This window comes from Candidatus Binatia bacterium, assembly GCA_029243485.1.
Lineage (GTDB): Bacteria > Desulfobacterota > Binatia > UBA12015 > UBA12015 > VGTG01.
Window position 1 is genome coordinate 107,362 of sequence record JAQWRY010000052.1, and the last position, 11,682, is coordinate 119,043.

At 65.3% G+C, this 11,682-nt stretch carries 13 protein-coding genes; 6 read left to right on the top strand and 7 right to left on the bottom strand.

Features of this window, described 5'->3' with window-relative positions; all coding sequences use genetic code 11:
• Window positions 1–3: 3 nt before the first annotated feature.
• Both P8R42_14540 and P8R42_14545 read right to left on the bottom strand, forming a co-directional pair.
• Window positions 4–1,059, bottom strand: coding sequence for an acyl-CoA/acyl-ACP dehydrogenase (locus P8R42_14540; GenBank protein ID MDG2305831.1), 1,056 nt, complete (start codon window positions 1,057–1,059; stop codon window positions 4–6).
• Between the two features lie 224 nt (window positions 1,060–1,283).
• Window positions 1,284–2,723: a hypothetical protein gene (locus P8R42_14545; protein MDG2305832.1), complete on the bottom strand. Its 1,440-nt coding sequence runs from the start codon at window positions 2,721–2,723 to the stop codon at window positions 1,284–1,286.
• 94 nt (window positions 2,724–2,817) lie between these two features.
• Here P8R42_14545 and P8R42_14550 point away from each other — a divergent pair, with 94 nt between their 5' ends.
• Together P8R42_14550 and P8R42_14555 are read left to right on the top strand one after the other, a co-directional pair.
• Window positions 2,818–4,065: a Glu/Leu/Phe/Val dehydrogenase dimerization domain-containing protein gene (locus P8R42_14550; protein ID MDG2305833.1), complete on the top strand. Its 1,248-nt coding sequence runs from the start codon at window positions 2,818–2,820 to the stop codon at window positions 4,063–4,065.
• A 157-nt stretch (window positions 4,066–4,222) separates the two neighbouring features.
• Window positions 4,223–4,546 (top strand): hypothetical protein, encoded by a 324-nt coding sequence (locus P8R42_14555; GenBank protein ID MDG2305834.1) that lies wholly within the window; start codon window positions 4,223–4,225, stop codon window positions 4,544–4,546.
• On the opposite strand, the gene P8R42_14560 is transcribed toward P8R42_14555, so the two are convergent.
• The 5 genes from P8R42_14560 to P8R42_14580 form a co-directional block, all read right to left on the bottom strand.
• Entirely contained in the window at window positions 4,532–5,692 is a 1,161-nt protein-coding gene (locus tag P8R42_14560) for an acyl-CoA dehydrogenase family protein (protein MDG2305835.1), read from the bottom strand. The genes P8R42_14555 and P8R42_14560 overlap by 15 nt on opposite strands.
• A complete protein-coding gene (locus P8R42_14565; protein MDG2305836.1) occupies window positions 5,692–6,456 on the bottom strand; it encodes an enoyl-CoA hydratase family protein in 765 nt (254 codons plus the stop codon). The genes P8R42_14560 and P8R42_14565 overlap by 1 nt, the downstream gene beginning before the upstream one ends.
• Window positions 6,457–6,459: 3 nt before the next feature.
• Entirely contained in the window at window positions 6,460–7,227 is a 768-nt protein-coding gene (locus P8R42_14570; GenBank protein MDG2305837.1) for a ketoacid CoA transferase, read from the bottom strand.
• Window positions 7,228–7,238: 11 nt separating this feature from the next.
• Window positions 7,239–8,120, bottom strand: coding sequence for a CoA-transferase (locus tag P8R42_14575; protein MDG2305838.1), 882 nt, complete (start codon window positions 8,118–8,120; stop codon window positions 7,239–7,241).
• A 150-nt stretch (window positions 8,121–8,270) separates the two neighbouring features.
• Complete coding sequence (locus tag P8R42_14580; GenBank protein MDG2305839.1) at window positions 8,271–8,732, bottom strand: GatB/YqeY domain-containing protein; 462 nt, start codon at window positions 8,730–8,732, stop codon at window positions 8,271–8,273.
• Between the two features lie 173 nt (window positions 8,733–8,905).
• Between P8R42_14580 and P8R42_14585 the strand changes: the two genes are divergently transcribed.
• From P8R42_14585 to P8R42_14600, 4 genes are all read left to right on the top strand, one after another.
• Window positions 8,906–9,196: an RNA-binding protein gene (locus tag P8R42_14585; protein ID MDG2305840.1), complete on the top strand. Its 291-nt coding sequence runs from the start codon at window positions 8,906–8,908 to the stop codon at window positions 9,194–9,196.
• A 2-nt stretch (window positions 9,197–9,198) separates the two neighbouring features.
• Window positions 9,199–9,426: a translation initiation factor IF-1 gene (gene infA, locus P8R42_14590; GenBank protein ID MDG2305841.1), complete on the top strand. Its 228-nt coding sequence runs from the start codon at window positions 9,199–9,201 to the stop codon at window positions 9,424–9,426.
• Window positions 9,427–9,509: 83 nt separating this feature from the next.
• Window positions 9,510–10,697, top strand: a complete 1,188-nt coding sequence (locus P8R42_14595) for an acyl-CoA dehydrogenase family protein (protein ID MDG2305842.1) — start codon at window positions 9,510–9,512, stop codon at window positions 10,695–10,697.
• Window positions 10,698–10,699: 2 nt separating this feature from the next.
• A complete protein-coding gene (locus tag P8R42_14600; GenBank protein MDG2305843.1) occupies window positions 10,700–11,674 on the top strand; it encodes an acyl-CoA/acyl-ACP dehydrogenase in 975 nt (324 codons plus the stop codon).
• Window positions 11,675–11,682 lie beyond the last annotated feature (8 nt).

An 11,682-nucleotide genomic window follows, 5' to 3' on the forward strand; every position in this document is an offset into this window, starting at 1 on the left:
CGGTCAAACCCGCGCGCTGAATCCGAAAGAAGGGGCCGGCGCGTCGGAATCGAGTACGGCGTCGGCGATGCGCCGGCGGTGCCAGCGCCGACTGCCCCAGGCGGCTTCGAGCGCCCAGGCGCGTTTCATCCAGAGGTGGAGATCCACTTCCCAGGTGTAACCGATCGCACCGTGTACCTGCAGAGTGGTCTTGGCGGCGAGATTCGATGCTTCCGACGCCGCCGCGATGGCCTGCGAGACGTCGATGGAGCGCGCCGGATCCGAGTGCGCCACGGAGTGCGACGCGCGGTAGATCAGAGGCCGCGCGAACTCCGTCTTGACCTGCACCGTCGCGAGCATGTGCTTGATGGCCTGGAACGAGCCGATCGGCTTTCCGAACTGCTCGCGCTGCTTCGCGTACTCGACCGCGATCTCGACCATCCGGTGCGCCATCCCGACGAGTTGGGCTGCGACGGCCAGTGCGCCACGATCGATCGCTGCGGCCAACACCGTGGCGGCAAGTTCGCCCTCTGCGATCTGTGTCTTCGAAGACGGCGTGAAGTCCACCGTAAACAAGCGGCGCGAAGCGTCGGAACAGACCTGCGCCGTGAGCTGCACCTCTGCGCGCGGCAACGCGTGCAGCGCGCCATCACGCTCGAGAAGGAGGAGGTCGGCAACGTGGGCATCCGCCACCACCGGACTCAGCCGATGGCCGACCGTGAGGATGGCCTCACCGGCCGCGACCTTGGGAAGCCACTCCTCGGCACAGGGTCCGCCGACTTCCGCAAGAAGCGGCACCCCGACGGCTGCGGTCTCCACGATAGGCTCCGGGAGTGCGACCCGTCCGGTCTCCTCGAGGAGCAGGACGAGGTCCATCTCGTTCATTCCGAGGCCGCCGTGACCCTCGGGGACGAGCATGCCCAGGATTCCCAACCCCGCCAGCTTGGCCCACAGGTCTTTCGAGCGGCCCGTCTCGGTTTCCCAGAGACTACGGACGAGCTCGGGCGTGCATTCCTTGCCTAAGAAGCCCCGCAGATTGTCGCGGAACATCCGCTGGTCTTCGCTGAAGTCGAATTGCACCCTCCGAAACTGGAGCAATCGGAGGGGTTCGTTGCAACTTTCCGATTTCTTGCGGGTTTTGCCCGGCTCTGCCTGCAAAGCCCCGGGGCGGGATCAGTCGAGGCAGGGCTGGCTGGCCGTTGCGAAGACGTTGTCCTTCCACATGTTCGATCCGCAGCCGGCGATGTCATCGGCCAGGCGGAAGATCGGCCCGAGTTACAGGGAAACGAGCAGCGGTGGCAAACCTAAGGCGGACAGCCTTCCCCCGACACGTGCCGGACACGCCACAGCTTCGCCCCGTCGTTCTTCGACTCGGCGGACGGGCCGTACTCGACGCAGTAGCGATCCCCGCCGGGGAATCGGAGAGTCGCGTGTCCATCGGTACCGGGTGCGGGCGGCACGATGTCGAGGGGACCGTTCTTCCCCAGGAGGACGACCTTCAGCGAGAATGTCCCACTTGCGGACTTGCGGAGCACCACCTTCTTCACGGGCCCCTGTTCGCCGCGGGGGTCGGAGTAGACGAACCCGGTCGGGCCGAGCGCGCGCCAGAAACTCTTCCCTTTAGAGTCCGCGCCGGCCAGGAGGACGAACGTCTGCGTCGTGCCGTTGCCGCCATTCGCCGCGACGTCGAGCACCGCGCCCGAGACGAGCGGCGTGCCAACGATCGTGTCCGGGCTAGCCACCTCCTTCGCCGTCACGACGACCTTGCGCTTCGTCGGGTCCGTCCCCGCGCTGGCATCCCTCACGAAAAGGCGCTTCCCGAGAAGGGTCTGGTCCCCAAGGATCTCGTCGATCCGGTGGATCGGCTGGGACACGAACTCGCTCACGCTCGAATAGCTCGAGCCGTCGATCGAAAACGCGAGAGTCTCGCCCTGGACCTCCGGGGCAACGGCAATCGGACACGGCGCCGTCGCAAGGGCCTGCGCGATCGAGTCGGCGGGGCCGCGCTCCCAGAGAAGCGCCTGCGTGTACGTTCGGACGGCGATTCGATTGCCCGCCGCGGACACGTCCCCCCCCGTCGCGGAGTGCACGAACTCCGGACCGGAGAACGGGATCGTCGCCACCTCGGCCAACGTCACCCGGACGCCGTCTTGATGCGGGAAGGGGTAACGGAACACGTGGCTCACCCCGTCCGTGCATCCAGACGCCCCACGACACTTCGTCACGACGAACAGGTCTCCGGTAAGTGGGTCCGAGAGCAACGTTTCCGCGTCGTGTGCGCCAACGGGATACTCCATCTCGAGCGCGACCGCCGTGCCGAGATCAATCTCGACACCCTGCGTCTCAGGATCAACCAGGGGCTCGGGGACGCGATAGACCGTGATGAACGAGCGGGCGGCCGGGTTGTCTCCAATGTCCGCGAGATAGAGATACGTTACGCCGGGCGCAGGCCCCGGCCCCCGCGCCATGTCTTCCCAATCCACGGCCGAAACCCCGGTGAGATTGTAAGTCGCCAGCACGGTCCCATCGGCCCGCATCGCAAACGTACGCGCCGTATCTCCGGAATCGTTGTGAACCCAGAAGACACCCGGGTTCTGTTCGCTCGCGACGAGACCCGACGCCTCGTTCACCGCAAGGCTCTGCAGCATTCCCGTCGTCACCGGCGGGAAGAAGTCGGGGCACGTCTGACCGTAGGCGGCCGACGGCAACACAGCAGCAAGGAGAAAGAGGAGGAATCGACGCATTCGTAGGTCCTCGAGACGCTCCCGAGCGTAGGCCGGCGCCGCAGCTTGGTCAACAGCGGTTCCCTTCCATGCCGAGGCAGGTATTGTCGGCCGCATGCTCGAAGCCAGCCATCGCTACTTCCACCAAGCCGCCGAGGTCCTCGGTCTCTCGCCAAACATCCGTGAGATCCTCATCACACCGCGACGCGTGATGAAGGTGGAGATCGTGACCGAGGGCGACGACGGGGTCCTGAGCCGCCACATAGGGTTCCGCGTGCAACACAACAATGCGCGCGGCCCGTACAAGGGCGGCCTGCGCTATCACCCGTCGATGGACGAAAACCACGCATCGGCGCTCGCAAACCTGATGACGTGGAAAACCGCCATTGTGAACATCCCGTTCGGCGGTGCGAAGGGCGGCATCAACTGCGACCCGGCGACAATGAGCATACCGGAGCTCGCTCGCGTCACCCGGACGTTCGTCGAACGGACGAAGGAGATCATGGGTCCGACGATCGACATCCCGGCCCCCGACGTGAACACAAACGCGCAGGTCATGGCCTGGATCATGGACGAGTACTCGCGCCACGAGGGCTTCTCACCGGCCGTCGTCACCGGAAAGCCACTTCATCTCTTCGGATCGCTCGGCCGCGACGAGGCAACGGGCCGCGGCGTGATGTACGCGCTGCGCGAGGCCCTTCGCGATGAAGGCAAGCGCCTGGCGGACGTCACCGTCGCAATCCAGGGATTCGGCAACGTCGGCAGTCACGCCGCCCGTCTGATCGACCAGGAGGGCGGCAAGATCCTCGCCGTCGCCGACCACCTCGGCGGTGTTTCGAAAGCGGATGGCCTCGACGTACCGGCTCTCTTCTCTTGGGCGGGGGAACACCACACGGTGAAGGGCTTTCCGGGCGGCGAGTCGTTCGAGGGCTCCGAAGTCATCACGTGGCCGGCCGACGTCCTCATCCCGGCCGCCCTCGAGGACGCGATCACCGCGGACAATGCACCGGACGTACGCGCATCGATCATCGTCGAAGCCGCCAACGGACCCACCACGCCCGACGCGAACGAGATCTTGCGGAAGCGCGGCGTCACGATCGTCCCCGACATCCTCGCAAACGCCGGCGGCGTCACCGTGAGTTATTTCGAGTGGGCACAGAATATCCAACAGTTCCGCTGGGAACTCGACCGGGTGAACGCGGAACTCGAGAAGGTCATGAGGCGCGCTTACCAGGACGTGCGGGACATCGCGAAGGAGCGGAAGGTGGACCTGCGAACTGCGAGCTTCGTCTTGGGAATCCAACGGGTCGGGCTCGCGGCGATGTCTCGGACGCACACGCGCGTGCCGATTGATTTCGCGTGAAGGGGAAGCCGGGGCGTACATCAGGTTGAAGAACGCCGTTCGCCGGAACGCCGCCGAGTGATGTCCGGCGTCTCGTCGACGCCGCTGGAATCGGCGTGGGGCGCTGGGCGATTTCGGGCGTTCGAGGGCGGCGGGCGGGATCATCGAGTACTCCGTGATGGGGAACCATCTTCATCTGATCGTGGAAGCGCAGAGCGAGCTTGCGCTCTCACGCGGGCGGCAAGGACTCTTAATCCGGATCGCCAGAGCGCTCAATAAGCTCATGGGGCGCAGAGGGAAGGTCTTCACGGGTCGGTTTCACTCCCGCGTGCTCCGAACCGGGCGCGAGATTCAGAACGCGCTCGCCTACGTGCTCTGCAACGCGCGGAAGCACGGCCTCGCTCGCAACGGGCCGCGGGCCAAGCGCGCGAGTCGCCGGACGTCCGCGGCAGGCCCTCGTGCGCGCCGGTGGAGCAAGCAGCGGTGCTCACGCACGTGGTAGACCGAGCAGCCGCTCGGCGATCACGTTGCGCTGGATCTCGTTCGTTCCCGCATAGATCGGGCCGGCGAGCGAGAACAGAAAGCCGTCGAGCCACTGGCCCACGTCTCCCGCGGCCGGCGCGTGCGGAAGGAGCTCAGCCCGTGCTTCGAGGATTGCGAGTGCGGCCTCGTGCAGTTCCATGTCCATCTCGGACCAGAAGATCTTGTTCAGCGACGCCTCGGACCCGATGCTGCCGCCCGCAACCAGACGGGTCGCCGTCTGATAGGTGCTCAGGCTGTACGCCTCGGCCTTGCTCCAGGCGCGGGTGACCGCGTCTCGAATCGTATCGTCGCATTCGTCGCGATGACGCTTGTACAGATCGACGAGACGCGCCGCGGCCGCCTGGAAGCGACCGGGGCTCCGCAACATCAGGCCCCGCTCGAACCCGGCGGTCGCCATCGCGACCGCCCAGCCCGCTCCGAGCTCACCGAGCTGGTTCCACTTCGGCACTCGCGCGTCCTCGAAGAAAACCTCGGCGAAGCTCGGCAGACCGTCGAGCTGAGAAATGGGTCGCACCGTCACGCCCGGCGTATCGAGCGGAACCAGGATGAACGTGAGGCCCTTGTGACGCGACGACTCCGGATCGGTCCGGAACATGCCGAACAACCAATCGGCGAAGACCGCTCGCGTCGACCAGATCTTCTGACCGTTCAGAACGAACTCGTCCCCGTCCATGTGCGCGGTGGACCGGATGGCCGCCATGTCGCTTCCCGCATTGGGCTCCGACCAACCCTGCGCCCAGATCTCCTCGCCGGAAGCCATCTTCGGGAGGAACCGCTCCTTCTGTTCGGGAGTTCCGTACTCCATGAGAGTCGGACCGAGCAGGAAGAGACCATTCTGGTTGAACCGCAGGGGCGCACCCACGCGCCAGTACTCCTCCTCGAAGATCAGCCATTCCAGGAGGTTCACACCACGACCGCCGTACTCCTTGGGCCACGAAACCATCGCCCAACCGGCATCGTTCAGCTTCCGTTCCCAATCACGGTGCGCCTGCGCACCTTCGGGAGTATCGAAGGACGGCAGCGGCGCAGCGGGGACGTTTGCTTCGAGCCACGCGCGCGCCTCAGCGCGAAACGCCTCTTCGGCCGCGGTGTAGCGAAGATCCATCAGCGCTTGTCTTTGAAGCTCGCGTCGCGCTTCTCAACGAAGGCGTTGCGCGCCTCCTGCGAGTCCGGCGAGGTGTAGAGCTCGAGCGTGAAGCCCTGCTCGAAACGGTAGCTCTTCTTCACATCGATGAGCTCGATCCCGTTCAAGGACTCCTTGGCGAGCTTCACGGCCTTGGGGCTCTTGGAAGCGATCGACTCGGCGAGCTTCATCGCCGTCGGAAGAAGCTCGTCGCGCGTCGTCACCTCTTCGACCGCACCGAGCCGGTACGCCTCGGCCGCCGTGATCGGCTCGCCGGTGAGGAGCATCTTGCGGGTCTTCTGCATGCCGAACATGCGCAGCAGGTGCGTCGCCGCGCCGAGCGCGCCGCGATCGATCTCGGGGAGACCGAAGGTCGCATCGTCGGAGGCCACGAGAAGATCGGCTGCGCCGACCATCCCGATCCCGCCACCGAGCACGAACCCGTGGGCCGCAGCGACGACGGGAACCGCACAATCGTAGATCGCGGCGAACGTGTCGTAACAGCCCTTGTTCACCTTCGTGATGACGGTCGAGTCCGCGGCGAGTTCCTTGATGTCCACGCCCGCACAGAACCCACGCCCTGCCGCAGAGAGCAGAACCACGTTCACGTCGTCGTTCTCGCCTAGCTCGCGGATGTGCGTCGCCAGGTCGTTCCACCCGACGCTGTCGAACGCGTTCACCGGAGGGTGGTTCAGCACGACGTGCGCGACGCCGTTCTCGATCTTGGTGTCTGCAGGAACGGCCACCACTTACTCCTTCACGGCGCCGGCGCGCGTATCATTCGGATCGAGGACCTCGCGGATGATCCGGAGCTGCTCGGCGGTCGGAGCCGGAGTCTCACCGACTTCGTCCGCCTTCGCGAAGGCGAAGCCCGTTTGCTCCGTCACGCCTTCTACCGTCTGCCCGGGATGGACAGACACCAGACGCATCAAATGATCCCGGCCGCCGAAATCAAACACGGCCAGATTCGTAATGACGCGGCGAAGCTCAGCGAAGTCCTTCCGGACGCCGGGCTTCCAGCGGGCCGGGTCGTGACCGATGCTCGACGCCATGTCGACCTTCTCGACCATCGTGCGAGCCGAGTGGTTCGGTACGAAGTAGCTGCACGGGTGATTCATCGTGTTGCCCGGGATGCCGCGCACGCCGAGGAGCTGCACCTTGGGCTGGGCGGGATCACCGATCATGCTGATGTTGCAGTATCCCCACTTGTCGAGCTGGGTCGGCATCGTCATCGCGTGACGCTTGCCGCTCCACAGAAGCTCGAACACCCGCCGAAACGGCAGCCACCCCTCGACCGCGAGAGGGGCGGTACGGGGCCCCGGCGGGATGGGCTCCGATACCAAGGTGCACTCGGCGTCGTTGAGCAGGAGGTCCGGGCTGAAGCTGAGCTTGGCCAGCCCCGCGCCGAGGCGAGGGAGAAGGCCCATGCCTGAGGCGAGAATCTCACCGTCACCGCGGAAGGCCTCCGCGCAGGCGGTGATGCAAAGCTCCGAGAGCGTGTAGTCGCGATCACTCATTTTTCGCGCCCTCAGAAGATCGGAGCCGGGATTTTCCCGACTCGCTCCTCGCCGCCCACGGTCTGGACGTACGCATCATGTTCGACATCGATGTATTTCGCCTTGTACGCGTCCCAGAGGTCCGCGTCCTTCGCGGTCGCGGAGTACTCCTTCAGATGCTCGAGATCGATGCCGTACTTCGGGACGCATGCCGTCGGGTGCGCGCCGAACGGTGCCTCGATGACGCCGTCGGTGAGAGTCCGGTTCAGCACCATCGAGTGGATGCATCCCTGACTCGTCATCTCCTCGGTGGAGACGATGCTCTCGCAGCTGACGTAGCGCTTCGTCGCCGCTCCGCAGAAGAGGTCGTCGAAGTAGGGGTCGGGTCCTAGGATCTGACCATTGCCGCGTTCATCGCAGTGGTCGACGTGAACGATGGCGGCATCGAGCTCGAGCGCGGGCATCGCAAGGAGGACTTCCTTGTCGTCATACGGCGACTCAACCGTACGAAGCTCGGGGTTGAGCGTCTCGACGTCCGTCGCAAGACCGGCGCGGCAGGGGAGAAACGGCACGCGAATCATCGCCGCCTTGAGGCCCCACTGCAGCATGCCTTCGTCGATCTCCATGACGTCGGGAAGCTTCCCCGCCTGCCGCGCGGCACGGAAGTGCGCGTCGAGCGGGATCAGGTCGAGAGACACGAAGCCGAAGACCAGCTTCTTGACCTTCCCAAGGGCACAGAGAATCCCGACCTCCGGGCCTCCATACGTGACCAGCGTGAGATCCGTGAGAGACGATCGCGCGATCTCACGAACGAGCGCCATCGGCTTGCGCCGCGCCCCCCAGCCACCAACACCCAGGGTCATTCCGTCGCGCAGCTCGGCGACGGCGTCGCGGGCTGTCATCCGCTTGTTCATGAAAAAGACGGTCCTCTCGATATCGGGCACCGGCAGGACGCACGGCGGCCGTTGAACATCGAAAAACCACCTAACAAGGTCCCTGGAGACCGTAAAGGTATGCCCCGGGCCCCTCCGGGGCCTCGAGTGGGGCCACTGACGCCCCCGGGCCTACTCGCCGAGGCGCTTTTGGACCAACGCCCGCACGGCGTTACCGTCCGCGCGGCCACCGGCTCGCTTCATGGCCGGGCCCATCACTTTGCCCATTTCCTTGGCACTGGAGACTCCGGTCTCTGCGATCACCTCGTCGACGATCGCTAGGAGCTCCTCCTCCGAGAGCGCCGCCGGCAGGAACTCCTGCACGACCTCGAGTTCGGCCTGCTCGCGCTGAACCAGGTCGTCTCGACCGCCCTTGTGGTACTCGACGATCGACTCCCTGCGCTGCTTGGCCATCCGTCCCAGGACCTTCAGCGCCGCCTCGTCCCCGAGCTCGGTGTCCGAAGCCCCCTCGCTACGGGTGTTGATGGCCTCCTTCTTGAGCTCGCTTCGGATCAGGGACAGGGCGTCCTTGCGGACGTCCCGCGCCTTCATGGCCGTCTTCCATGCCTCAGTAATGTCGTCTTGCAGGCTCATCCGATCCTCCCTCTCCCCATGGTCTAGCACCCCGCGCGGCAGGCCGTAGAGGCGGTACGACTGCCTTTTTTAAGGCTTTTCCCGAGTCCTAGGGCTTGCTATCTGGTGATGAGGCGGCCGTCCTGGCGGCCAACTTCGAGGGGGCCTGCTCGGCTCCTGGGAGATCGCAATCCGTGGGCAAGAAGCTATTTGTGGGCAACCTCTCCTATGAGGTCGACGACAACGGCCTTAAGGAACTCTTCTCCCCTCATGGGACAATCGATAGCGCGGCGGTAGTCACCGACCGCGCAACCGGACAAAGTAAAGGCTTCGTCGAGATGGCGAGCGACGACGAAGCGGCGGCCACCATCGAGGCCTTGAAGGGCCAAGAGCACGGCGGGCGTCCACTCACAGTGAACGAAGCACGACCCCGAGAAGACCGCCGAGGCGGTGGAGGCGGGGGCGGTGACAGAGGACGATATTAAGTATGGGGCGTGACGATCTCGCACGAGTCGACGGAGTGGTTACTGCCGTTCTAGGCGGTGGTAACTATTCCATCGACCTTTCGAACGGCCATCAGATCACCGCCCGCCTTTCAGGGCGGCTCCGGAAATTCCACATCAAAGTGATTCCAGGTGACCCGGTCACCGTCGGACTCTCGCCGTACGATCTCACGCACGGCTTGATCATGACGCGCCGACGCCTGGGGCAGTAAACGTCAGTGGCGGCCCGGGCGGCCTCCGCCCGCGTTGAGATCCCCCGGGCCGACCAGTAGCTAGCCTCATCCAGAGGCAATCTGTGGATCTCCGACCGACGCAAGACGAAGAAAAGTTCCGCCACGAGCTCCGCTCTTGGCTGAGTGATGCCGTTCCGGCGCACGGCTCCCCCCCTCCCCGCGAGGACTGGCCGGCGCGCCGCGCCTGGGACACCCGGTGGCAGAAAAAGATGTTCGACGCGGGCTGGGCCGGCATCAGCTGGCCGAAGGCCTTCGGCGGCCGCCAAGCGTCCCTCGTCGAACAACTCGTCTATTACGAGGAGTACGCGCGCGCGAAGGCGCCGTACGTCGGCGTCAACTTCGTGGGCCTCCTGCACGGCGGTCCGACGCTCATCGTCGAGGGGACCGACGCCCAAAAGGACAAGCACATCCCGTACATCCTGCGGGGAGAGCAGGTCTGGTGTCAGGGCTTCTCCGAGCCGACCGCCGGGTCGGACCTCGCGAGCCTGCGCACCAAGGCGGAGCGCGACGGCGATCACTACGTCGTGAGCGGTCACAAGATCTGGACGAGCTTCGCGCAGGTCGCCGACTACTGTGAGCTCCTTGTTCGCACCGACCCGAACGTGCCCAAGCACGGCGGCATCAGCTGGCTCATCATGCCAATGGATCTGGCCGGCATCGAAGTGCGCCCCTTGCCAACCCTTCACGGCGAAGGAGAGTTCAGCGAGGTCTTCCTCGACAACGTGCGCATCCCCGTCGAGAACCTCGTAGGCAAAGAGAACGACGGCTGGCGGGTCACCAACGTGACGCTGCGCTTCGAGCGAGGCACTGCCTTCGCCGGTGAGATGTACGACCTGAAGCGTTGGCTCTCCGAGATCGCCACCGCCGCACAGAAGGTTACCGACCACGGCACGCGCGCCTGGGACGATGCCACACTGCGCCGCGAGGTCGGCCACCTCCAAGCCGACATCGACAGCCTCTGGAACATGTTGAAGCTCTCGATCGGCCAGGCCGACAAGTCCGGGGTTCCGGGCATCGGCGCATCCGCCGTGAAGCTGTTCTTCACCGAGCTCAAGCAGCGCGTCGGCGACATGGCGATGCGCGTTCTCGGGCGAGCCGTGCTCGGTCGCTCCAACATGGGCGGACTTCCCGTCGAGTACTTCTCGTACGAGGCCCTCCAGTCGCTCTCCATGACGATCGCCGCCGGCTCTTCACAGATTCAGCGCAAGATCATAGGCGAGCGCATCCTCGGGCTCCCCAAGGACAAGTAGCCATGGCGTTCAAGCTCAGTAGCGAGCAGCAGGAGCTGCAACGCGGATTCCGCGACTTCGCGGCCGGCCGATTCCCGATCGAAAAAGTCAGCGAGATGGGCAACGGCGCCACCGATGCGACCCTCTGGACCGATCTCGCCGACATGGGCGTCTTCAGCCTGCGGCTCCCCGAATCCGCGGGCGGTCTGGGGCTCTCGCACGTCGACGCCGTGCTCGTTTTCGAAGAGCTCGGCCGCGCGCTCATACCCGGCCCCCTCGTTTGGACCCATCTCGCCGCGGGACTCGTCGACGGCGCCGCGACCGGCAAGACCGTCGTCACGGGTCTCGACCTCACATCGAATCGACACACGCCGCTGGTCCTCGAACACCTCGAGGCGGCCGACGTGGTCCTCGTGCTGAAGACCGATGGCGTGTGGCGCATCGACGCCGGCCAGATCGAGGCCGAACTCGTCACGACACCGCTCGATCCGCTGACGCCGGTGCATCACGCGGCGCAGCTACCGGCAGGCGAGCGAATCGCCGATGCGCAGAGCTCGAGCGCCCTCGGCCTCCTCGGCGCCACTCTCTGCGCCGCGATGCTTCTCGGCATTTCCGAAGCGACGAGCGACATGGGCGTCGCCTACGCGAAGGAACGGCAGCAGTTCGATAAGCCCATCGGGACCTTCCAGGCAATCAAGCACATGCTGGCCGACACGTTCGTTCGCCAGGAGCTCGCGCGGGCGCCGGTCTACGCAGCCGCGGGGACTCTCGATCATCCCGAAGTCGGCGACATCGCGACGGTCGTGTCCGAAGCAAAGCTCGTCGCCGGGGAGAGCGCGATGAAGAACGCTCGCACGTGCGTTCAGGTGCACGGCGGGATGGGGTACACCTGGGAAGTGCCCGTTCACTATTTCCTAAAGCGCACCTGGGTCCTCGAATCGACGTTCGGCACGGTCGACGAACACGCCGACCGCGTCGCCGCCACGTTCGGCGGCTGATCGTCTGC